This is a genomic window from Serratia sp. CY56464, from assembly GCF_052168435.1.
Lineage (GTDB): Bacteria > Pseudomonadota > Gammaproteobacteria > Enterobacterales > Enterobacteriaceae > Serratia > Serratia marcescens.
In genome coordinates, this window is sequence record NZ_JBJNMV010000001.1 from 2,199,744 (window position 1) to 2,221,507 (window position 21,764).

The window sequence follows — 21,764 nt, forward strand, 5'->3', positions numbered from 1 at the left end:
TTACGCACCATTTCGGTGCTTCATTGTGGTGCGCAACCATAACAATTCGCCTTTCCGGCACAACATCACGAAGTAACTCTTTGTTTTTATAGTAGTTGAAAACATGGCACGATTTTTTCATGGCACCAACTGCAATATAAAAAATGGGTAATCCGCAACCTGTACAGGAATTCCTCTCATGAAGTCGATTTTTAAAGTCTCCCTGGCCGCACTCTCCCTGGCCTTTGCCGTAAGTTCCCACGCAGCAGACAAACTGGTGGTCGCCACCGACACCGCTTTCGTTCCTTTTGAGTTCAAGCAAGGCGACAAATACGTCGGCTTCGACATCGACCTGTGGGCCGCCGTCGCCAAAGAGCTGAAGCTGGACTACACCCTGAAACCGATGGACTTCGGCGGCATCATTCCGGCGCTGCAGACCAAAAACGTCGATCTGGCGCTGGCCGGCATCACCATCACCGATGAGCGCAAGAAAGCCATCGACTTCTCAGACGGTTACTACAAAAGCGGCCTGCTGGTGATGGTCAACGCTGACAACAACAGCGTGAAAAGCATCGACGATCTGAACGGCAAAGTGGTGGCGGTGAAGAGCGGCACCGGCTCGGTGGATTACGCCAAGCAGCACATCAAAACCAAGGATCTGCGTCAGTTCCCGAACATTGACAACGCCTATATGGAACTGGGCACCAAGCGCGCCGACGCGGTGCTGCACGACACGCCAAACATCCTATACTTCATTAAGACGGCCGGCGCCGGCAAGTTCAAAACCGTCGGCGATTCGCTGGAAGCGCAGCAGTATGGCATCGCCTTCCCTAAAGGCAGCGACGCGCTGCGCGAGAAGGTGAACGGCGCGCTGAAAACCCTGCGCGAGAACGGCACCTATAACGAAATCTACAAGAAGTGGTTCGGCACCGAACCTAAGTAAGCTGTGAATTTGGCAAGCTATTAACTTAAGCACAGGGGGCGCTTAACCCCCTGCGCTTCGTTGTATCTGATACCCACGTTTGGGATCACCGGGAGAAATATCATGCAGTTCGACTGGAGCGCCATCTGGCCCGCCATTCCTATCTTGTTAGAGGGCGCCAAAATGACCCTGTGGATTTCGGTCCTCGGTCTGATTGGCGGCCTGATCATCGGCCTCGTCGCCGGCTTTGCCCGCACCTACGGCGGTTGGATCGCCAACCACATCGCGTTGGTGTTTATCGAAGTGATCCGCGGTACGCCGATCGTGGTGCAGGTGATGTTCATCTACTTCGCCCTGCCGATGGCGTTCACCGATTTGCGCATCGATCCGTTCACCGCGGCGGTGGTGACCATCATGATCAACTCCGGCGCCTACATCGCGGAAATCACCCGCGGCGCGGTGCTGTCTATCCATAACGGTTTCCGCGAGGCCGGCCTGGCGCTCGGCCTGTCGCGCCGCGAAACCATCCGCTACGTCATTATGCCGCTGGCGCTGCGCCGCATGCTGCCGCCGCTGGGCAACCAGTGGATCATCAGCATCAAAGACACCTCGCTGTTCATCGTGATCGGCGTGGCGGAGCTGACCCGTCAGGGTCAGGAAATTATTGCCGGTAACTTCCGCGCGCTGGAAATCTGGAGCGCCGTGGCGGTTATCTATCTGATTATTACCCTGGTGCTGAGCTTCGTGCTGCGTCGTCTGGAAAGAAGGATGAAAATCCTGTGATTGAATTTAAAAACGTCTCCAAGCATTTTGGCCAAACCCAGGTGCTGCACAACATCGATTTGAAGATCGACAAAGGCGAAGTGGTGGTGATCATCGGGCCGTCCGGCTCCGGCAAATCCACCCTGCTGCGCTGCATCAACAAGCTGGAAGAAGTCACCAGCGGCGATCTGATCGTCGACGGCCTGAAAGCCAACGATCCGAAAGTGGACGATCGGTTGATCCGCCAGGAAGCCGGCATGGTGTTCCAGCAGTTCTATCTGTTCCCGCACCTGACGGCGCTGGAAAATGTCGCCTTCGGCCCGATCCGCGTACGCGGCGCGAAGAAGTCCGATGCGGAAAAGCTGGCGCGCGAGCTGCTGGCCAAGGTCGGTCTGGCGGAGCGCGCCCACCATTACCCGTCTGAACTGTCGGGCGGCCAGCAGCAGCGCGTGGCGATTGCCCGCGCGCTGGCGGTGAAGCCGAAAATGATGCTGTTCGACGAGCCGACCTCCGCGCTCGATCCGGAACTGCGCCACGAAGTGCTGAAGGTCATGCAGGATCTGGCCGAAGAAGGGATGACGATGGTCATCGTCACTCATGAAGTCGGCTTTGCCGAAAAAGTGGCGTCGCGCCTGATCTTTATCGACAAGGGCCGGATTGCCGAAGACGGCAATCCGCACGATCTGATCAATCATCCGCCAAGCCCGCGTCTGCAGGAGTTCCTGCAGCACGTGTCCTGATCCAAGCGGTTTAACGGCGGGCGCGCCACGCGCCCGCCGCTTTCATTCCGCACGCTCTCCCACGCCCCGTCGCGCCACCTTTCCTACTATATTGATTGTTTTTCATCGTATTGCTTTTATATCCGCCGATCACAGAACGCCAAAGAGAGGAACCATGCCGCCAAACGCATACTCCCGACGAGGTTCTCATCTGCGAGAACACCTGCTTTTCCTGCTGCTGTTGCTGGCCCTGAACGTCTTCGCACCACCGGCGCTGGCGCAAAATGCGCCGCCCGCGCCCGCCGACAAGAGTGAGCAGCAGAAAGCCGCCTACGCCGCGCTGGCCGATCTGCTGCAAGACGACAAAGCGCGCGCGGAACTCATCAACCACCTGAAACAGACCGCCGGCGACGCCCCCGCCGCCGCGCCGGCAACGCCGGAAGAATCGACGCCCGCTACGCTGAGCGACAGCCTGAACTCGCTGGCGCAGGAAGGCATCGGCACCTTTAACCAAAAGCTCGGCGCGCTGCAAAAGCTGATCGACTCCGGCCCGAAGCGCGTTTTCAATCCCGCCGGCTTTTTCCGCGCGCTGGGCTACTTTCTGCTGACGGTGGCGGTTACCTTTGCGCTGTTCCACCTGATCCGGCGGCTGATCGCGCCGCTGTACAAACGCATGGGCAGTTGGGGACACAATGCGCGGCTACAGCGCGGCCCGTGGTATAAACGCCCCGCCGCTATTCTCGGCGCTTTCGCCATCGATCTGCTGGTGCTGCTGCTGGCGCTGGCGGCAGGCAACCTGTTCGCCCGCCATGTCCACGCCGACAGCGCCACCATTCTGCGGCTGCAGACCCTGTTTCTCAGCGCCTTCGCGGTGATTGAATTTTTCAAGGCGGTGCTGCGGCTGATTTTCGCCCCCAACTTCGACTATCTGCGCCCCTTCCCCTTCAGCGACCGAAGCGCGCACTACTGGAACACGCGCCTCGCCTGGCTCAGCGGCCTGATCGGCTACGGCCTGATGGTGGTGGTGCCGGTGGTGGCGGTACAAATAAGCTACCCGGCCGCCGCCACCGTCAACCTGGTGGTGATGCTGGCGCTGACGCTGTACGCCATTTGGCTGATCCTGCACAACCGCAAGCCGATACAGCAACAGATCAACCTGCTGGCCGAACGGTCGATGGCGTTTTTCAGCGTGATCCTGCGCGGCCTGGGGCATATCTGGCATCTGCTGGCGATCGCCTATTTTCTGGTGTTGTTCGTGCTGTCCCAGTTCGACATCGGCAACAGCCTGCGCTTTATGATGAGCGCCACGGTGAAAAGCCTGTTGGTGGTCGGCGTCGGCGCGCTGCTGTCCGGCATGCTGACCCGCTGGATTTTCCGCCGCATTTCACTGCCGACCGACGTCAATCTGCGCTACCCGATGCTCGAGCGGCGCATCAACTCCTACATCCCGAACGGGCTGAAGATACTGCGGGTGATGGTGGTGCTGGCGGTGACGCTGTTCCTGCTCGATGCCTGGCACCTGATCAACCTGTATCAATGGGCGGGCAGCGAAAATGGCCAGCGGACGCTCGGCGGGCTGGTGCATATTCTGCTGATCCTGTTGATCGCCGTGTTCAGCTGGACGCTGATGGCCAGCATCATCGAGCACCGCCTGGCGCTGGAGCTGAGCAACGGCGTGCGGCCGAGCGCGCGCGAACGCACGCTGCTGACGCTGTTTCGCAACGTGTTGGCTATCGTGATCAGCACCATCACCGTGATGATCGTGCTGTCCCAGGTGGGATTGAACATCGCGCCGCTGCTGGCGGGCGCCGGCGCGCTGGGGCTGGCCATCAGCTTCGGCGCCCAGACGCTGGTGAAAGACGTGATCACCGGCGTGTTCATCCAGTTTGAAAACGGCATGAACACCGGCGAATACGTCACCGTCAGCGGCATCACCGGCACGGTGGAGCGCATGACCATCCGCTCGATCGGCCTGCGCGACGACTACGGCGTCTATCACATCGTGCCGTACTCTTCGATCACCACGCTGGCCAACTATGCGCGTGAGTTCGGGGTGTACCGCGCCAACTATACCGTCAGCCGCGACGAGGACATCGATCGGGTCAATGCGGTGCTGCATCAAGCCATCGAGGCGCTGAAGCAGGATGAACAGGTGAAGCATTTCCTGATTGGCGAGCCGGTCTTCAACGGCGTGGTGGCGCTGGGCGATCGCTCGTTCACCACCCGCGTGACGGTGCGCACGCAGGCGCTGAAACAGTGGGTGGTGCAATACGCCCTCGACCGGCTGGTGAAAATCCATTTCGATCGGGCCGGCATCGGCATGCCGCAGCAGGCGATGCAGATTTCCCGCGCGCCGCAGCCGCATGACGAGCAGGCGCCGCCCGCGGCGATCTGAGGTTAGCGCCCGCGCCCGCAGGGCTGAGCGGCCAGGAAGGCCGCCACGTCCTGCCGGTAGGCGTCGTATTGCACCGAACGCGGGGCAAACAGGCCCACCACGTTGGTCAGCCACGGATGGCGCGCGAACAGCGGCTTGACCATCACGTGATCGGCTTCGTCGATGCGCGTCACCGTCAGCAGCGAGGCCGGGAGCGTTTGCCGGTAAACGCGCTCGGTTTCGTCCGCGTCCACGTTGACGTCGCGCCCGCCCAGGATCAGGTGCACCGGCGTGGTGAAATGCCGCAATCCCGCCGTCGCGTCGCTGGCCATGTTAGCGCGGATAAAGCGCCAGCGGTCGGCGCTCAATGCGGCGGCGGCGCCATACTCGCGGCGGTACTCCGCGTAGCCGTACGATTGTTCGAGCAGCGTTTGGATATGGCGCCAATGCGCCTCGCGCGCCTGGATCTGCGCTTCATCATCCCCCGCCGCCGCCATCGCCGCCCGGGTGTTATAGCGCCCCTGTCGCAGCCAGTTGATCGCCGGCGCCACCGCCAGCGTAAACGCGATGTCGGGGCGCAAACGCGCCACCTCCGGCATCACCCACCCCGCCTGGCTGGTGCCCCACAGCCCCACGCAGCGCGCATCGAAGCGCCCGTCCCGCCGGACCCAGTCGATGATATCGACGGTTTCCCGCGCGCGATCCGCCATGGTCTGATGCAGCCAGTTGCCGCCGGAGCCGCCAACGCCCGGCTTATCGAAGGCTAAAACCGCATAGCCCTGCTGCGCCATCGCCTCCCAAATGCCGTAATAGCCTTCGTCGCGGCTGGCGTTGGCCGGCCCATCGCCGTGCACGAACACCACGACGCCGGGCTTGACCGGCGCATGCTCCGGCAGCACCAGCGTGCCGGTCAACCGATTGCCGCCGGCGGTCACCGCGACCGGTTCGGTGACAAAGCGAAAGTCGTTGACGTAAATCACCCAGCCAAGCGCCGCCAAAACCAGCGCCACGAGGCACAGCCCTATTTTGCGCACGTCGCCTCCCCGTTGCGTTTCTCCATCAATATCCAATCGGCCTGGCCGAACAGCAGCCCCAGCAAGGCGTAATGCTCTTCGCGCCGCACCTGAAAGCCGCAGCGCCGGTACAGACGCTGCGCATTCACGTTGCGCCGGCTGACATGCAGGCTCAGGCGCCGGCCTGCGCCTTGTTCGGCGGCGTAGTCGTTCATCCACTGCAGCAGTCGCCTGCCCACCCCTTTGCCGCGCTGATTCTCCGCCACCGCCAGGTAAGAGAGATACAGCTCATCGGCCGCCGGGGCATGCTGCAACACCGCCATTTGCAGATACATGCGCCAAACGTTCAGCCAGCCATAGCGGCGACACAGCCGCCAAATCGGCAATCCGCGCGGGCGCAACCCGCCGTCGCCCTCTGCCTCGGCCGCATTGAGGGCAAAGGCCGCCACCACCTGTTCATTCTGTTTCACCACGAAACTGCGCTCCCGGCTGCCGCTTTGCCGCCAACACCACAGCCGATAGAACAGACGCCACTGAAGGCGGGCGCTCAGACGGCGCGCGCGCTGGAATTTGTCGCAGAACGCGGCGTAGATCAACGCCGCCGTTTGCAGCCGGTCAGCGTCGCGATAAGGCTCAATGTGCAACATATCAACCTCGACTAGGGATGCCGGTAGAGCAGGTGTTCCAACAGCCGCACCGGCGTGGTCCCTTCCGGCGCAGGCGACGCAAAGATCGCCTGCCGCCAGGCCTGGCTTTCGATCACGTCCAGCACCAGCTGCGCGAGCGGCAAGGGCGCTATCGCCGGCGCGATCTCGCCGATTTGCTGAGCCTCGGCGATCGTCGTCGCCAGCGCCTCAATCAACTGCCGCTGGTTGGCGCTGAACGGTTCGGCCAATGCCGGGTTACGCGCCACTTCAGCCACAATCTCCGCCGTCAGTTGCACATTGTCCGGTTCGGCGACAAAAGCGTGATAGGCGGTGAAAAAGGCCGACAGCGCCTCTTTCGGCCGCTTTTTCTCGGCCCGCAATGCGGCGGCGAACTCGGCGAATACGCCGTTTTCCAGCAGCGCGATCTCGCCGATCAGCGCCTCCTTGCCGGAAAAATGGTTATAGAGGTTGCCCACGCTGACGCCCGCCGCCTGGGCGATATCCCGCATGCTGGTCTGGTGAAATCCCTTATGGGTAAAGCTGTGCAGCGCAGCGTCGACAATCTTTTCTCGGTTTCCCATCGGCAACTCCCGAAACGGTGAAGGGGGCGCCTGGCGCCATAAATTGACATTAATGAACGAACGTTCGTTCATATCAAGTCTAGCATAGACCGGTAAAATTGAACCGCAGCTCAACGGCGCAGAGATCGGTGGGAAGAGACAAACGCCGCCCCGCTTTCAGGGGCGGCGTCCGGCAGACTCAGTGCAACGCGTCGCCCTGCTTCACCGACGTAAACGCCTGCATCAGCTTCACGACGTCATGCATGCCGATATTGACCTGGTTGATCACTTCTCCGGCGTCATGGGTCAATGCCACACCGCCCCCGGCCTGTTCCACGCAGGTCGCCATGCCGGCGATCGCCGCCGCCACGCCTTGCTGGATAGACTTGGTCATGCGTTCGATCTCGGTCGCCGCCTTGCGCGACTGCTCCGCCAGCGTGCGCACTTCATTGGCCACCACCGCAAAACCGCGCCCGTGCTCACCGGCGTGGGCGGCTTCGATGGAAGCGTTAATCGCCAACAGATTGGTTTGGGCGGCGATTTTACGAATGGCTTCGACGATGGTGCCGATCTGCTGAGAGCACTTGCCGAGCTCGGTGACCACGCCCGACGTTTCGCGCGCCGCCGCTTCGACCTGCTGCATGCCTTTCACCGCCTGCTGCACGATGACCGCGCCCTGCGCCGCCTGCCGGTCGGTATCCAGCGACAGATGATGCGCGTTGCGCACCATCTCTTCTTCATGCTGCTGCTGTTGCATCAATCGGGTGATGTCCTGGGCAATTTTCACTACTTTCACCACCTGGCCTTCATTGTCGAGGATCGGGTTGTAACTGGCCTCCAGCCATACCCGTTCGCCGCGCCGGTTGACGCGCTCAAAACGCCCGGTGATGAACTCGCCGCGCGCCAGGCGCTGCCAATGCCGCCGATAATCGTCGGAAGCGGCGAACGCCGGCGGGCACAGCACCGCATGCGACTGCCCGCACGCCTCTTCAAGCCGATAGCCCATCAGCGCCAGCATATTGTCGTTGGCGCTGACAATGGTGCCCTGCGGCGTGAAAGCGATCATCGCCATCGATCGATTCAGCGCCGCCAGCAGGCTGCGGTGTTCCTGCGCCTGGGTCACTCGCTCGGTCACTTCGCTGGCGATCTTGACGATTTCCACCACCTTACCCTGTTTATTCAGCACCGGCGCGTAGGTGCCCTGCAGCCACACCGCCTCGCCGTTTTTCGCGATGCGCTTTATCGTGTCCGTGATGGGCTGCCCCTTATTCAGCGTCTCCCAATGCTTGCGATATAACGGGCTGGCGACATAGTTCGGATCGCAGAAAATACGGTGATGCCGGCCAATCACGTCTTCGCGTTGAAATCCCAGCGTGTTGAGGAAGAGATCGTTGACGCGCAAGACCGTGCCGTCGGGCGAGAATACGATCATGGGAACGGCGTGTTCTATCGCGCCCAGTTCGGCGCCTTTGTGGGTAGTTAACTGACTGAATCGTAACAGCATAAGGTGTAGTCCTTGTGGCAGATGATGGCGCTTTTCTTATTTTGTCTGGCCACATGCCGCGCCCACACGCAGACGTGCCATCGCGGAAGGAACGGGCAGCGCCGAACCTTCTGGTTATTGCTATTAACCGGATTAAATTTATTTATTCAGTAAAGTAATTATTCGAATTTAAATAAACCAACAACCTAAGATTTTTATTATTAAATGCGTAATGAGAATAACGTAAGTAATGAAAATTGAAAGGTAAAATGCGGATTTTTATCGGCGCCGGCAGGATAACCGGCGCCGTTGAGCTAACACATCGCCTCTTACGCGACCAGCGGCTCCGGCTCAGTCACCGTGCCGTTGAGCATGATTTCCGGCACATAGCGCAGTTCATTGAGCAAACTTTGATGGTCCTGCCCCAAGAGCAGGATGACGCTGTCCGCCGCATCCAGACGGTGGTTATCATTGTTATCGACAATGAGGTAACTGCTGTTTTGCTCGCCGAGAACGCTGCTGACCCCGACCTTGGCGCTCAACGCGCCAGGCTGACCGAGATCGAGCAACGCGGCCAACAGCTGGCTGGCGCTGCCGCCCTGCTCGGCCGTCAGGGCGCTGATTCTCGCCTCCATGCCTTGCGCATCGCTGACCCCATAATCCGCCAGCTTAGCGCCGGCGCCATGGGCAATCCGCAGGCCCGAAAGCACATCGTCGATGCTGCCCTGCGTCAGCGAAAAGTCTTTTAACGTCACGCCTGACGCCGCCGTGCTGCTCTGCAGCGTCACGTGGCTTTTCCCTGCGCCGGCCACGATCGTCGTGTCTCCCTGCACGTTAAATTGATCGCTGCCTCCTCCGCCTTTGACCAACAGCTGTTCGCCCTGTAGCCCAAGATCTTCCAGCAGCGGCGCCAATTTGGCCTGCGCGCCACCACTTAACGGCAGCAAGTCCAACATTTGAATGATCGTGCCGTCACCGCTGCCACCATGAGAGGACGTCAGGGTGAACCCATTACCGGCGAAGGCCGAAGCGTCAACCTGGCGGACCTGAGTGTACCCCTCCGTTAGCGTCAGGTTGAAATTCGCGCCGCCGGACAACGTAATGTCTTGCACCTGATCATTTTGCCCCGTCAGCGTCAAGGCGCCATTTCCCCAGCCGCCGGTGTTAATGGCAACCAATGTCAATGGATTTTCATCGCCATGCGAGTCAAGCGCCAACGAGCCGGCATTACCGCGCCCGGAGAACAACAGATCGAAACGATCGGTGGCATTCTCAAGGAAGGCTATCTCCAGCCGGCTGTCCGCATGATCGCCGATACCGCTGATTTCAAGGCGCGCCGCATCGGCATTGGCGTTGATCACCTTGACGTTATCCGCCCGGCCGGACAACAACAATCCCTCACGGCCAAGCGCCTGCGCCGCCCGGCTCTGCACGACCGTCCCACCGTCCGTTCCCTCTACGGTGGCGTTGCCGCTCAGCACCCCGTAGTCAAACACATGAGCACTCGTCGCCAGCGCTTTCGTGCTGTAACCGTTCCAACCGATTTGCGTCAGCGTAGCTTCCGCCTGGCCGATGTAACCCGCCATATCTATCTGTTCGAAATGACTGAAGTTGGCGGCATTGCTGCTCACCGTACTGATGCGCACGCCAAAGAGATCGAGCGTCGAGGTCATTTTGACGATCAGGTTGGCGGACAAAATATCGTGCCCGTCACCGCCATCGGCGCTGAATATCCATCCCACATGATTGGCGCCGCCATCGGCATTGCCTCCCCATAGCAGGCTGTCATTGCCGTTGTTCAGATAAAAGTGCCCTTGGGCGGCGGCGAGATCGGCCTGCGAAGTGAGCTGCACCCGATCGTCGCCATAGGTGCCATGCACTGTCACATTGGCATTGTTTACCGTTATGTCCACCCCATACCGAGCCGCAGGGTTATTGTGCAGCCAGATATCCGCCGCAGCGTCGCCATTGACGATCAGGTAAGAAAGCTGCGAGGCATAGCTCAGGTCAACCGTGACGTCCGCGTCAGCATCCAGGAACACCCTGAACAGCACGGCGGTTTCTGCATTGCTCAGCGTATGGTGAGCATGCGTATTCACCGTACCCGACGCGTTGCCGCCGCCCTCGCTGGTGGCGAGAGACGCGGTCGTTTTATACGCCAGGCTGGCGCCGACATCGCGCGCGAACATCCACTGTTCATACTGAACATCACCTGTCGGCGGCGCATTGATCAGATCGGCGATCACCGCCTGCGTGACCAGGGCCTTGTCGCCGCCCAACGCCCGGTAGTGGTCCAACTGCTGTTCATTCGCCGCCCGGCCATGCACCGCCTGATAGACGTGCTGAATAAAGTCGTCCCCCTGTAAACCACCGATCTGCGCCTGAAATTCCGGCGTCGCCAGAAGGGCCGTGACCAATTCGACATAGCTCAAGGTGCCGGAGGCCAGCGTCTTGCTCCAATTGTCCAGCGAGACGCTGTCCACCGCCCGCTCGGGCAATGCACGGAACAGCGCCGCTATCTGCTCCAGATACTCGGTCGCCGGCAGTTCGCCCGGCGAATATTCCTGGCCCGCCGCATTGAAATGCTGTTGAGCCGCCGCATCTTCCGGCGCCACCACCCCGCGCAACTGCGCGATCATATCCACCAGCAGATCGCCGCGCGTCGCGCCTTCCGCCAGCCGTTGCTGGTAAGCGGCCAGTTCAGTTGCCGTCGGTGGCCGTTCGAATCCCTGAGCGAACAGATGCAAAATGAAGTCATGATCGGAAAGATCGTTAAGCGGCAGGGTGGCAATCTTGCTCTGCGCCAACGCAGCCAGATCGCCCCCCTGATTGAGCAGCTTGCCGTCATGCGCAATTTCATCGGTCTGCCAGGGCGCTCGCAGCAGATAAAACATCGCCTGTGCGTCGCCGCTTCCGCCGGCGGCATCGGCGGCCGTGCCGGGATACAAACCTTCTGCAATGCGCTGATCGAGCGCATCACGCTGCGCCAGCATCACCGGATCGTCCCCCAGATAGTTAAAGAGGTCGATGACGACGCTGGCGACAGCGCTGTTGAAATGCCCCTGTTGCAGTAAGGCATTGATGTAATCCGGATCGGGAGCGCTATTGTAAACGGAGAAATAAACCTGGCTGAGAATGTCGTATTCGCTTTGGCCGCTCATCCAACCAGCATCGGGTTGGCTCATTAGAATACTGGCCATATAGGCGGGCGGCTGGCTGCCGATATCAAATGCGCTGTCGTAGTAATCGATTTCCGCCGCCGTCGGCAAACGCCCGAAAATGCCGATGATTAAGGCGCCGATCTCTTGTTGCGTAGCTAAAGGAATCATAATAAATCCCGTCAGTGTAATGGACTAAGTTCGCGGCATGGCTGTGCCGCGGCCTGTCTCCTACCTCGCGAAGAGAGACATTGCACACTGCCTGGAGGGGTTTTTATAGGTATGACTACAGTTAAGAAATGCTGATGCGATAAGTCAATAAAACGGGGAAAACCGATCCTCGGTATGGGACTTTGCTCCCATACCGAGGCACCTGAAGGCTTAGCGCCAGCGTTCGGCTGCCCAGGCGGCCTGTTGCTCGGCGTCGTGGAAGGTCCAGGCGACGAAGCGGCTGATCTTCTGCCCTTGCGCCATCTCGATGGTGCGCACCTCGGCCGCGCCCGCCACCTTCAGCGCATGATAAATGGCCGGCAACGTGGTATTTTTCGAGATGAGCGAGGTGAACCACAGGCAGTTGTTGGCCTTGCCGACGCTCTCCTCCACCATCTTGCGCACAAAGGCTTCTTCGCCGCCTTCGCACCACAGCTCATTGTTCTTGCCGCCGAAGTTTTGCACCGGCTTGGCGGCCACTTCCCCTTTGCCCAGTTTATGCAGCTTGCGGCGGGTGCTGGCGCGCGCTTCCTGCTCGGACGCATGGAACGGCGGGTTGCACAGGGTGGCGTCGAATTTCTCGGCCGCGCCGATAATGCCGTTAAAAATCAGCTCAGGCTGTTTTTGCAGCCGCAGGCGCACGCTGTTGCGCAGCGTCGGGTTCATCTCGACGATCATCTTGGCCGAGTTGAGCGACACCGGATCGATTTCGGAGCCGGTGAAACGCCAACCGTATTCGCGCAGGCCGACGATCGGGTAAATGCAGTTGGCGCCGACGCCGACGTCGAGGATCGCCACGCCCTTGCCGCGCGGGATCTCGCCGCCGTTGCTGGTCGCCAGCAGATCCGCCAGGTGATGCAGATAGTCGGCGCGGCCGGGGATCGGCGGGCACAGATAATCAGCCGGAATATCCCAGTGTTCGATGCCGTAAAAGTGTTGCAGCAACGCACGGTTGAGCATTTTCACCGCCGCCGGATCGGCGAAGTCCACCGAGACATCGCCCCAGGCGTTCGGTTTTACGAACGGCGCCAGCGCCGGGCAGCTGGCGATCAGCGCCGGGAAGTCGTAGCGCGAACGATGACGGTTGCGCGGATGCAAGCCGCTTTTCTGCTGCGGGAAGGTTTTCTTTTTTTCCACCGTGACGGGCTCTCTTGAAGGGATTTCCGGCGCGTAAGATAACACATCCGGCCCGCAATGGCGCAGCGGCGGGAAACCCGGCACAATGAAAGCTTCATCGATTGCCGCAGGACGCCCCATGAACCGTGAATCTCGTTATTATTATGAACCCGCCGCCGGCCACGGCCTGCCGCACGATCCGCTGAACGCCATCGTCGGCCCGCGCCCCATCGGCTGGATCTCTTCCCGCAGCGCCGCCGGCTTGCGTAATCTGGCGCCCTACAGCTTTTTCAACTGCTTCAACTATCGCCCGCCCATCATCGGTTTCGCCAGCACCGGCTGGAAAGACAGCGTGGCGAATATCGTGGAAACCGGTGAGTTCGTTTGGAACCTGGCGACACGCCCGCTGGCGGAAGCGATGAACAACAGTTCCATCAACCTGCCGCGCGGCGAGGATGAATTCGCCTTCGCCGGCGTCACGCCGCTGCCCGGGCGCCGGGTTAAAGCCGAGCGCGTGGCCGAAAGCCCGGTGAACTTCGAATGCCGGCTGACCCAGTGCATTCAGCTGCAAACCGCCGCCGGGGAACAGGTGGAGACCTGGCTGATATTGGGCGAAGTGGTGGCGGTGCACCTCGATCCGGCGCTGCTGGACGAACACGGCGTCTACCAGACCGCCGCTGCCGAACCTATCCTGCGCGCCGGCGGCCCAACCGCCTACTACGGCATTTCCGAACAGCACCGTTTCGATCTGGCGCGCCCGACGCGCTGATCGTCTCCCCCTGTTTATGCAGAAGATGAACGGGGGGAATTAATAATCAAAAAATCTGAACAAAATTGTCAACACTCTCCGATTTCATCCCGACTGTCACTGCGCAATAATCTTCCCATCGAAAGGCAAACCCCTTTCTCCCTAATTCACTTTGACAGGAATGACGAACATGAAAACCATCAAAACTTTTGCTGCCGCTATCGCCCTGGCCACCGCTTCTTTCAGCACTTTTGCCGCTGAACACGTCAGCGCCCAGGATGCCGCCCAATTCGAAAAAGCCGGCGTGATCGTCGCCAGCGGCGCAACCGACCTGAGCAGCCTGAAGTCTCAGCTGGCCGCCAAAGCCGATGCTGCAGGCGCCAAGGCTTTCACCATCACCTCTACCAGCGGCAATAACCTGATGCACGCGACCGCGGTTATCTACAAATAATCGCCGCCCCAGACGTCAAAAAGCCCGCCGGATATCACCCCGGCGGGCTTTTTTTATGTTCGCGTACGTCAGCGCTGAAAGGGTACGACAGCGAGTTTTTTGCCGTCCGCTTTATCGCCACCCCGCGCGCCAACGAGCCGGAAAACTCTGTCGCAAACAGGCAGAAACCCTGTATTCAATGGGGTTTGCGGGGGGCTTGCACACACATTTTTTTACCTGCCTATGGCTGGACTAACGGAAGAGGATGATTATCATGTTACGCAGACTACAGATGCAGAGAGCGTTGTATGCAACATATCATTGAAGGTTTCCTCAGTTTCCAGAAAGAGATTTTCCCACAGCGTAAGGAACTGTTTCGCAGCCTTGCCTCCAGCCAAAATCCTAAAGCGCTTTTCATCTCCTGTTCTGACAGCCGTCTGGTTCCCGAGCTGGTGACGCAGCAAGAACCTGGGCAACTGTTCGTTATCCGCAACGCCGGCAACATCGTTCCTTCCTTTGGCCCGGAGCCGGGTGGGGTTTCTGCGACCATCGAGTACGCAGTGGTGGCATTGGGTGTTACTGATATCGTGATTTGTGGCCACTCGAACTGTGGCGCCATGAAGGCTATCGCGTCCTGCCAGTGCCTCGACCCCATGCCTGCGGTAGCTCACTGGCTGCACTATGCGGATGCGGCAAAAGCGGTGGTCGAGAAGAAAACCTGGAATAGCGAAACAGACAAAGTTAACGCTATGGTGGAAGAGAACGTTATTGCTCAGCTAAATAATATCAAAACCCATCCTTCTGTGGCGGTGGGTCTGCGCAACAGCGGGCTGCGCCTGCACGGCTGGGTGTACGACATCGAAAGCGGCGAAATTCGCACGCTGGATAGAAACACCAAGAGCTTCGTGTCTCTGGCCGATAATCCCGACGTCTATTTCGAATAAAATAACGCCCGGTTTTTATCATTAAATAAAATCCACGCCGCGGCGTGGATTTTATTGTCAGCCTTAAGGCAAGCGCGCCTCTATCGCCGCGGCGAAGTCGCGGCACATCCGCTCGTCACCCTCGGCGTTGTCCGCCAATACCCTATCGCCATCCACTACCCGGATGTGCGCCTGCAAATCGAAATCTGCCGGCGGCTGCGGGCGCTTGGCCGCGGCGGCCATCGTCTGCTGCGCCTCATGCCACGCCTGCGCCACCGTCTGGTTGCAGGCCTGCGCCAGATAGTCCGGATTAAACCCTTCGCCGGTCAGGCTGCGCAGCGTGTCGTCATGGCTGACGCTGTTGCCCGGCAACCAGTAGTGTTGCGCCAGATCCGGGCCAATGGCCGGGTTGTCCGTCAGATAACCGTCGCGCTGCAGGAAGAAGTGGCGGGTTTGTTCCACCGCCATCATCGCCAGCAGGTAGCCCTGATAAGAACAGGCGGACTCCAGCGACAGCAGATGCGGGATCGCCAGCGTCGGGCGCGGGCTGCCGCTGATGCCGAGGATCTTCTGCTCAACCTCGCGCGCCAGCGCGGTGATGGCTTCCGGCGTGCGCTGCCCGTCATCCCACTGATACAGCGCCCACTCGAAGTACGGCACCAGCAGGATATGGCGTTCGTTGAACGCGCGCATCGGCTGGCGCGCCGCGATGCCGGCTTCGATCAGCGCATCGGGCACCGCCTCACCGGCGGCGTTTTTCGCATAGCGTTTCAGCCAATCGGCGTCGTCCAGCAGGCTGTCGCAGAACATCGACTGGGTTTCGGCATAGGCCATCGAAGTCGGCGGGAACTCCTGCGAGAAGCACGGCGCATTCTGGCGAATGTTGGCGAAATGCGCCGCATGGCCGCCTTCGTGGAACAGCGTGTTAAGCCCGTAAGCCCCGCTGCCCACCTGCCCCGGCTGCGCCAGACTGGTGAAGTTGATGCGCGCCGGCACCCATTCCCCCTGGCGTACAAACGGCGGCACCGGGCCGTGCATGAAGCCGTTCTCATACTTGCCTTTGCGCACCAGCAGATCGAGGTTCATCTCCGCGCCGCCAAAACCGATGTGCAGGCGTTTGAAGCTGTCGACCCAGCGTTCCAGCGAACGGGAAAACGGGAAATAAGGATCCAGTTGGCGGGTGACGTCGCCGGCGCTGGCGAAGCGGACGTTCCATGGCTCCAGCGCCTGGCTGCCCTTCTCGGCCGCCAGCTGTTGCAGACTGCGCGCGTTGGCCTCGCGGGTTTCCCGCTCGAAGCGATCAAGAATGGCGAACAGCTGCTCCGGCGTCATGCGCTCGGTCTTGTTCACCTTGTAGTCGAAATAGTTGCGATAGCCCATCTGGCGCGCAAAGCGGTTGCGCAGGCCGATCAGCTCTGGCAGGCCGTTATGCAGCAGCCATTGCTCCAGATCGCGCAGCGCCTGCTGCGAGCTGCGGCGGTAATCTTCGTTCGGGTTGGTCGCCTGGTTGGTCAACAGCTCGCCGAGCGAAGCCGCCACGCGCCGGCCATCGGCGTTCAGATGGGTGACCTGATAGCCCTTGCGGCGCGAGTAGAGATCGGATTCGGCGTGGATGATCTGATCCAACAGCGCCTGCGCCTGCGGATCTTCAATGGCGTTGCAGTCGAAAAAGCGCAGCCAACCTTGCAGGCCGTGGATCAGCGCATCGCGCTGCGCCTCCTGCGGCAACGCTTCCAATCCGGCCAGCAGATTGCGGATCTCGGCCAGCCGGCGCGGTTCGGCGATAAAGCGCTTATAGGCGCTTTCCGCGGCGGAAAAGCGCGCCGAGACGTCTTCGCCGCCGGTGCCCATGTAGTTTTGCCAGAACAGCTCTTCTTTGGCGCGGTGTACGTCGAGGTAATCCTGGTTCAATTGATTGAAGTAATCGAGAGCCTGTTGCATAACCGTCCTTCTCAACCGATGAGGAAATATCCCAGTATAGTCGCGCTCAGGCCTGATGCAGGCGTTTCAGCCCCTGCTCCAGCGTCTCGCTCTCGCCGGCGGCCACCAGGCAACAGGCGACCTGCCGCTGGATGGCCTGCGGGATCGCCACCTCGCCCGCCAGGCAGCGCTCGGTCCAGCGCGCGGTGGTTGCCGCGTCTTTCGCCGCCGGCAACGCCGGCGTTTCATCCTGCAAGGTGCGCTCCAGCAATATGCGCTGTTCGCCGCCGACGATATGGTGAATCTGCGGGCAGCGCAGCGGATTGGCGTAGGCTTCGCCTTCGGTGCCGTGCATCAACAACCCGCGGGCGCCGATCTGACGGAAAAACGACGCCACTCGGCCGACATACTCCGGGTGTGAGACGCTGGCGAGACGCAGCGCATCCTGTTCGCCGAACGGCGTCGCCAGCTTGGCCAACGTATGGGCGCTGTTGCGCACCCCCATGCGCCAACGCAGCCCGAGCTGCCGCGCCAGCGGCGCCGACAGCGCTGAAACCGGCATGAATACCGCCTCGCCGTTATCGAGACGCTGTTGGGCGTGAGCGGCCTGTTCCGACCACGGCAGCCCAAGCGCGCGGAAAATCTCGGCGCTGGTCACGCGGGTGCTGTCGTCCAGCACGCCGTGCACCACCACCGGCAGGCCCACTTTCGCGAGCAGCAGCGCCAGCAGCGGCGTCAGATTGGCCTGCTTGCGCGCGCCGTTATAGCTCGGCAGCACCACCGGCAATGGCCGCCCCTGCGGCGCCTGCAGCGGCAAGACCTGCTGCTGCATCGCCTGATAGAACCCCAGCATCTCCTCTTCGGCTTCGCCCTTGATGCGCAGCGCGATCAGAATGCCGCCCAACTCCAGCTCGGGGACCTCCCCGGCCAGCATCGCCTGATACAGCTCAAAGGCGGTCTGTCGATCCAGATCGCGCGCATGGTTTTTGCCGCGGCCTATTTCTTTGATAATTTTGGTGTAATCCATCCGAAGGTTCCCTCAGCTCACTCTTCGGTTAGCATACCCTATCCGCGCCGCCGCTCAACCTCCGCCGCCAGCCGCCGCTGCGCTTCATCGCCATCGCGCAGCCCGGCGATCACCCCGCCGGCATCGTCGGCGCTGCGGTTTTGGCTCATTTTCCATTTGCCTTCGCGCCGGGTGACGGCGATCTCGATACCGACGATGCCTTTAAGCTGTGCGGCGATGTAGTTGGCCGGCGCATCCTCGATCCGCCAGGGTTCAGGACGCCGCCCTTCCTGCTGCGCGGTGAAATCGATCAGTTGGCGGCGCAGCCAGGCCGGGTCGTCCGTCACCGTCGGCACGCCATGCAGCTGCACCACGCTGTAGTTCCAGGTCGGCACCACCTTGCCGGTCTGGCGCTTGCTCGGGTACCAGCCGGGCGACACATAGCCCTCCTGGCCCTGAAAAATTACCAGACATTCCGCCGCCTGTTGCAACCGTCGCCAGTGCTCGTTGGCGCGCGACAGGTGCGCCCGCAGCCGGATCTGCCCCTGTTCGACATCGGCCAGAAACGGCAGCGGATCGGCCGTCAATCCCTGCTCGCCGTGGCTGACCAACAGCCCCAGTGGGTGGGCGCGCACCAACGCCAGTTGGGCATCCAGATCGTCTTCGCGAAATGCGGCGGGTTGAAACATCAGTGTGGCTCCTTATCGTTCTCTCATGATGTCGACAGTAAAGCACCCGCCGGCGGCCTACTTAAGATCCGCTTTCTGAGTATTTCGAGTGATCCGGTTTAACAAGATCAGGGCGACGCCCATCGCCACCAAATTACAGAGCATCGCGCCGGCAAAGGCCTGCGCATAGCGTTCCGCCGCGCCGCCGCTCGCCAACAGCGGCACAAAACCGACGCCGCTGACCACGATGCCCAGCGCGCCCCCCACCTGCTGCACGGTGGCCACCAGACCCGCCGCCATGCCCGCCTGCCGCTCCGGCGCCAAACCGAGCACCAGATTCAGCAGCGGCGTCATGCTCAGCGCCTGGCCGAATCCCAGCACGACCAACCCCGGCAGCAGCCGCAGCGGATGCGCCAGCGCCCCGCCCCACAGCGCCTGCGCCATCAATAGCGCCAACCCGGCGGCGTAAATCGCCACACCCGCGCTCAGCACGCCGTTGCCCCAACGCAACGTCAGCCGGGGCGCCAGCATCGAGGCCAGCATAAAGGCCGCGCTGGCCGGGGCGAACAGGCTGCCCGCCTGAAAAGGCGTCAGCCCCGCCCCCGCCTGCAGCAGCAGCGCGAAGCACAAGAAAAACGAGGAGGCGGTGGCATAAATCGCCAGCACCACCGCCATGCCCGGCGCGAAGCCCGCCTGGCGGAACAGCGCCGGATCGAGCACCGCATCATCACCGCGCTGCGCCAGGCGGCGCTCCCAACGCAGGAAGCCCCACAGCGTCAGCAACGCCAATGCCAACATCGGCGCGATCCACCACGGCCAACCGCGCGCCGGGCCTTCCAGCAATGGCAGCAGCAACAGCGACAGGCCGGCCGCCGCCAGCCACAGGCCAACGCCGTCCAGCCGCTGCGCCTGCGCCACTCGCGATTCGGGAATGCGCCGCGCCGCCCACAGCGCCAGCGCGCCGATCGGCAAATTGATCAAAAAGATCATGCGCCAGCCGCTGCCGAACAGGTTGGCCTCGATGATAAATCCGCCGAGGATCTGGCCAAAGATTGCCGCCAACCCCAGCGTCATGCCCAGCCAGGCGAAGGCGCGCCGCCGCTGTTGCGGCGCGTACAGCACCCGCATCAAGGCGTAAATTTGCGGGAACAACAGCGCCGCCGCCGCCCCCTGCAGGATACGCGCGGCGATCAGCAGGCTGAGCGATCCCGCCAGCCCGCACAACAGGGAGCTCAGCGTGAAACCCAGCATGCCGAGGCTGAACAGACGCCGACGCCCGAAGCGATCGCCCAGACGCCCACCGGCGATCAACAGCACCCCAAACGCCAGTTCATAACCGGCGACGATCAAACCGATACCGGCGAAATCGGCGGCGAACTGTTGCTGGATCACCGGCGCCGCCACGTTGACCACAAACAGATCGAACACCGTGACGAAGCCGCCTAACAACAGCACCGGCAGACCGGGCAATCCCCGCCGTTCAACAGATAATGAATGTTCCATACCACCTCCAGAGATTATGATGGCCGCAGTATGGAATAGAGTTTAAACTGTTACTATATAGCCATTTATACTATTACTTACAGCAACAGGACGGCCGACATGCCCCCACGCACCCTCGAACGCACCCGCCACGAACTGGGGGATTTTCTGCGGCAAAAGCGAGAACAACTGTCGCCAGAGTCAGTCGGCTTGCCGAGCGGCAGCCGCCGCCGCACGCCGGGCTTGCGGCGCGAGGAGGTAGCGGCGCTGGCCGGCGTCGGCCTCACCTGGTACACCTGGCTGGAGCAAGGCAGGGAAATCAATGCGTCGGTGACGTTTTTGGAAAATCTGGCTCGGGTGCTGCAGCTCGATGCCGCCGGCCGCTACCACCTGTTTTTATTGGCGCATCAGCGCCCGCCGGTGCCGGTCGGCCATCAGTGGTGCCAGGTTTCGCCGTTGGTGCGGCGCCTGCTGGACGACCTGACGCTGCGGCCGGCCTACGTCATGAACCTCAGTTGGGACATCATCGCCTGGAATCCGGCGGCGCAGCGGCTGTTCGCCATCGGCGAGCGCCCGGCGCAAGAGCGCAACATGTTGTGGATGCTGTTTGCCGATCCGCAGCTCAATGCGCGCCTGCTGGAGTGGCGGGCGCAGGCGCCGCAAATCCTGGCCAGCTTCCGCCGCGACTACGCCCGCGCGCCGGAGGATGAGGTGATGCGCCAACGGGTACAGGCGCTGGAGCAGGTATCGCCGCAGTTCCGCCAGCTCTGGCGGCAGCATGATATTCACGGACGTTGCCAGGGGCGGCGCAGCTTCACCCTCCCGGAGATCGGCCCGGTCACCTTTGACCACGCCTCTTTCATCGTCGACGAAGAGAACCACCTGCGGCTGGTGATGTACAGCGCGCTGCCGGACGAACCGGCCAGCGCGGCGTTTGAAGCGCTGCTGCGCGAAGATTAACGACGGCTGTCGAAAATGAGTTTGCAGGCCAGCCCGGCGAACACGCCGCTCAGCAGGTAGTTCGGCCAACGGGCGCTGAAGCGACGGCCGACGAAACGGCTTTTCATGCCGCTGACCGCCAGGATCACCCCGCCGTTAATCAGCAAGCCGACCAGATTCAGCACCGTCGCCAGCGCCAGCATCTGCACCACCACCGAGCCGGCGCGCGGATCGATAAACTGCGGGAACAGCGCCAACACGAACAGCGCCATCTTCGGGTTGAGGATGTTGGTCAGCAATCCCTGACGGAAAATGCGCGCCGTCGGCACCGCTTGCAACCCGGCGGAAGCCTGCAGACTGCTGCCGGATCGCAGCGTTTTCCACGCCAGATAGAGCAGATAGGCCGCGCCCAACATTCTCACCGCGTCGTAAGCCAGCGGCACCGCGACGAACAATTGCGACAGCCCCAGCGCCGCCGCCAGCGCGTGGCAGTAAGTGCCGAGCTGAATGCCCGCCAGCGAAGCGAAACCGGCGCGCCGCCCCTGGCTGACGCTGCGCGAAGCGATCAGCAGCATATCCGGGCCGGGGGTCAGCGCCAGCGCCACGCAGGCGCCGGAAAACAACAACAGCGTTGCGGCATCAATCATGAATCACCTGATAAGAAGACGGACGGGGATGGAGCGTCCATCATAGCGACGCCGACGT

General features: G+C 61.4%; 19 protein-coding genes. 8 read left to right on the forward strand and 11 right to left on the reverse strand.

Annotated elements, in window-relative coordinates; translation table 11 throughout:
• Positions 1–178: 178 nt before the first annotated feature.
• The 4 genes from glnH (at position 179) to ybiO (ending at position 4,777) form a co-directional block, all read left to right on the forward strand.
• A complete protein-coding gene (glnH, locus tag ACJ8KE_RS10670; RefSeq protein ID WP_019454486.1) occupies positions 179–922 on the forward strand; it encodes a glutamine ABC transporter substrate-binding protein GlnH in 744 nt (247 codons plus the stop codon).
• 102 nt (positions 923–1,024) lie between these two features.
• Positions 1,025–1,684 (forward strand): glutamine ABC transporter permease GlnP, encoded by a 660-nt coding sequence (gene glnP / locus ACJ8KE_RS10675; protein ID WP_004939229.1) that lies wholly within the window; start codon positions 1,025–1,027, stop codon positions 1,682–1,684.
• Positions 1,681–2,403, forward strand: coding sequence for a glutamine ABC transporter ATP-binding protein GlnQ (gene glnQ, locus ACJ8KE_RS10680; RefSeq protein WP_004939230.1), 723 nt, complete (start codon positions 1,681–1,683; stop codon positions 2,401–2,403). Before glnP ends, glnQ begins: the two co-directional genes overlap by 4 nt.
• A 154-nt stretch (positions 2,404–2,557) precedes the next feature.
• Complete coding sequence (gene ybiO, locus ACJ8KE_RS10685; RefSeq protein WP_097102505.1) at positions 2,558–4,777, forward strand: mechanosensitive channel protein; 2,220 nt, start codon at positions 2,558–2,560, stop codon at positions 4,775–4,777.
• A gap of 2 nt (positions 4,778–4,779) precedes the next feature.
• On the opposite strand, the gene ACJ8KE_RS10690 is transcribed toward ybiO, so the two are convergent.
• The 6 genes from ACJ8KE_RS10690 to rlmF form a co-directional block, all read right to left on the reverse strand.
• The gene (locus ACJ8KE_RS10690; RefSeq protein ID WP_442517237.1) at positions 4,780–5,790 is read right to left on the reverse strand and encodes an alpha/beta hydrolase family protein; all 1,011 of its coding nucleotides are present in this window, start codon (positions 5,788–5,790) and stop codon (positions 4,780–4,782) included.
• Positions 5,778–6,416, reverse strand: a complete 639-nt coding sequence (locus tag ACJ8KE_RS10695; protein ID WP_206195286.1) for a GNAT family N-acetyltransferase — start codon at positions 6,414–6,416, stop codon at positions 5,778–5,780. Before ACJ8KE_RS10695 ends, ACJ8KE_RS10690 begins: the two co-directional genes overlap by 13 nt.
• A gap of 11 nt (positions 6,417–6,427) precedes the next feature.
• Positions 6,428–6,997 carry a TetR/AcrR family transcriptional regulator gene (locus ACJ8KE_RS10700; protein ID WP_442517238.1) on the reverse strand — a complete coding sequence of 190 codons (570 nt, stop codon included), beginning with the start codon at positions 6,995–6,997 and terminating at the stop codon, positions 6,428–6,430.
• A gap of 178 nt (positions 6,998–7,175) precedes the next feature.
• Positions 7,176–8,480 (reverse strand): methyl-accepting chemotaxis protein, encoded by a 1,305-nt coding sequence (locus ACJ8KE_RS10705; RefSeq protein ID WP_442517239.1) that lies wholly within the window; start codon positions 8,478–8,480, stop codon positions 7,176–7,178.
• A gap of 308 nt (positions 8,481–8,788) precedes the next feature.
• Positions 8,789–11,788: a DUF4214 domain-containing protein gene (locus ACJ8KE_RS10710; RefSeq protein ID WP_442517240.1), complete on the reverse strand. Its 3,000-nt coding sequence runs from the start codon at positions 11,786–11,788 to the stop codon at positions 8,789–8,791.
• Between the two features lie 210 nt (positions 11,789–11,998).
• The gene (gene rlmF / locus ACJ8KE_RS10715) at positions 11,999–12,964 is read right to left on the reverse strand and encodes a 23S rRNA (adenine(1618)-N(6))-methyltransferase RlmF (protein WP_170913119.1); all 966 of its coding nucleotides are present in this window, start codon (positions 12,962–12,964) and stop codon (positions 11,999–12,001) included.
• Positions 12,965–13,082: 118 nt separating this feature from the next.
• On the opposite strand from rlmF, the gene ACJ8KE_RS10720 reads away from it, so the two are divergent.
• The 3 genes from ACJ8KE_RS10720 (at position 13,083) to ACJ8KE_RS10730 (ending at position 15,065) form a co-directional block, all read left to right on the forward strand.
• Positions 13,083–13,712, forward strand: a complete 630-nt coding sequence (locus ACJ8KE_RS10720; RefSeq protein ID WP_016928524.1) for a flavin reductase family protein — start codon at positions 13,083–13,085, stop codon at positions 13,710–13,712.
• A 169-nt stretch (positions 13,713–13,881) separates the two neighbouring features.
• Positions 13,882–14,142, forward strand: a complete 261-nt coding sequence (gene bhsA, locus ACJ8KE_RS10725) for a multiple stress resistance protein BhsA (RefSeq protein ID WP_016928525.1) — start codon at positions 13,882–13,884, stop codon at positions 14,140–14,142.
• A gap of 287 nt (positions 14,143–14,429) precedes the next feature.
• Positions 14,430–15,065, forward strand: coding sequence for a carbonic anhydrase (locus ACJ8KE_RS10730; RefSeq protein WP_004939270.1), 636 nt, complete (start codon positions 14,430–14,432; stop codon positions 15,063–15,065).
• A 63-nt stretch (positions 15,066–15,128) separates the two neighbouring features.
• Here the strand turns inward: ACJ8KE_RS10730 and ACJ8KE_RS10735 are convergent, their stop codons facing one another.
• Genes ACJ8KE_RS10735 through ACJ8KE_RS10750 form a run of 4 tightly spaced genes read right to left on the reverse strand, consistent with a single transcriptional unit; the run spans position 15,129 to position 20,141 of the window.
• Positions 15,129–16,985, reverse strand: a complete 1,857-nt coding sequence (locus tag ACJ8KE_RS10735) for a M3 family metallopeptidase (protein ID WP_274985297.1) — start codon at positions 16,983–16,985, stop codon at positions 15,129–15,131.
• A 46-nt stretch (positions 16,986–17,031) separates the two neighbouring features.
• A complete protein-coding gene (gene ybiB / locus ACJ8KE_RS10740) occupies positions 17,032–17,991 on the reverse strand; it encodes a DNA-binding protein YbiB (RefSeq protein WP_016928528.1) in 960 nt (319 codons plus the stop codon).
• Positions 17,992–18,029: 38 nt separating this feature from the next.
• Complete coding sequence (locus ACJ8KE_RS10745; RefSeq protein WP_016928529.1) at positions 18,030–18,659, reverse strand: FMN-binding negative transcriptional regulator; 630 nt, start codon at positions 18,657–18,659, stop codon at positions 18,030–18,032.
• Between the two features lie 57 nt (positions 18,660–18,716).
• On the reverse strand, positions 18,717–20,141 hold the full coding sequence (locus ACJ8KE_RS10750; RefSeq protein ID WP_033640935.1) for an MFS transporter: 1,425 nt from the start codon (positions 20,139–20,141) through the stop codon (positions 18,717–18,719).
• 99 nt (positions 20,142–20,240) lie between these two features.
• Here ACJ8KE_RS10750 and ACJ8KE_RS10755 point away from each other — a divergent pair, with 99 nt between their 5' ends.
• Complete coding sequence (locus ACJ8KE_RS10755) at positions 20,241–21,080, forward strand: helix-turn-helix transcriptional regulator (protein ID WP_049299516.1); 840 nt, start codon at positions 20,241–20,243, stop codon at positions 21,078–21,080.
• On the opposite strand, the gene ACJ8KE_RS10760 is transcribed toward ACJ8KE_RS10755, so the two are convergent.
• Entirely contained in the window at positions 21,077–21,706 is a 630-nt protein-coding gene (locus tag ACJ8KE_RS10760; RefSeq protein ID WP_060444218.1) for a LysE family translocator, read from the reverse strand. The genes ACJ8KE_RS10755 and ACJ8KE_RS10760 overlap by 4 nt on opposite strands.
• Positions 21,707–21,764: the final 58 nt, after the last annotated feature.

Coding starts and splice junctions, on each gene's coding strand:
- ACJ8KE_RS10700 (WP_442517238.1), bottom strand. CDS start 6,997: ATGGGAAACCGAGAAAAGATTGTCGACGCTGCGCTGCACAGCTTTACC.
- ACJ8KE_RS10745 (WP_016928529.1), bottom strand. CDS start 18,659: ATGTTTCAACCCGCCGCATTTCGCGAAGACGATCTGGATGCCCAACTG.
- ACJ8KE_RS10720 (WP_016928524.1), top strand. CDS start 13,083: ATGAACCGTGAATCTCGTTATTATTATGAACCCGCCGCCGGCCACGGC.
- ACJ8KE_RS10760 (WP_060444218.1), bottom strand. CDS start 21,706: ATGATTGATGCCGCAACGCTGTTGTTGTTTTCCGGCGCCTGCGTGGCG.
- ybiB (WP_016928528.1), bottom strand. CDS start 17,991: ATGGATTACACCAAAATTATCAAAGAAATAGGCCGCGGCAAAAACCAT.
- bhsA (WP_016928525.1), top strand. CDS start 13,882: ATGAAAACCATCAAAACTTTTGCTGCCGCTATCGCCCTGGCCACCGCT.
- ACJ8KE_RS10695 (WP_206195286.1), bottom strand. CDS start 6,416: ATGTTGCACATTGAGCCTTATCGCGACGCTGACCGGCTGCAAACGGCG.
- glnP (WP_004939229.1), top strand. CDS start 1,025: ATGCAGTTCGACTGGAGCGCCATCTGGCCCGCCATTCCTATCTTGTTA.
- glnH (WP_019454486.1), top strand. CDS start 179: ATGAAGTCGATTTTTAAAGTCTCCCTGGCCGCACTCTCCCTGGCCTTT.
- ybiO (WP_097102505.1), top strand. CDS start 2,558: ATGCCGCCAAACGCATACTCCCGACGAGGTTCTCATCTGCGAGAACAC.
- ACJ8KE_RS10730 (WP_004939270.1), top strand. CDS start 14,430: ATGCAACATATCATTGAAGGTTTCCTCAGTTTCCAGAAAGAGATTTTC.
- ACJ8KE_RS10735 (WP_274985297.1), bottom strand. CDS start 16,985: ATGCAACAGGCTCTCGATTACTTCAATCAATTGAACCAGGATTACCTC.
- ACJ8KE_RS10750 (WP_033640935.1), bottom strand. CDS start 20,141: ATGGAACATTCATTATCTGTTGAACGGCGGGGATTGCCCGGTCTGCCG.
- ACJ8KE_RS10710 (WP_442517240.1), bottom strand. CDS start 11,788: ATGATTCCTTTAGCTACGCAACAAGAGATCGGCGCCTTAATCATCGGC.
- ACJ8KE_RS10705 (WP_442517239.1), bottom strand. CDS start 8,480: ATGCTGTTACGATTCAGTCAGTTAACTACCCACAAAGGCGCCGAACTG.
- ACJ8KE_RS10755 (WP_049299516.1), top strand. CDS start 20,241: ATGCCCCCACGCACCCTCGAACGCACCCGCCACGAACTGGGGGATTTT.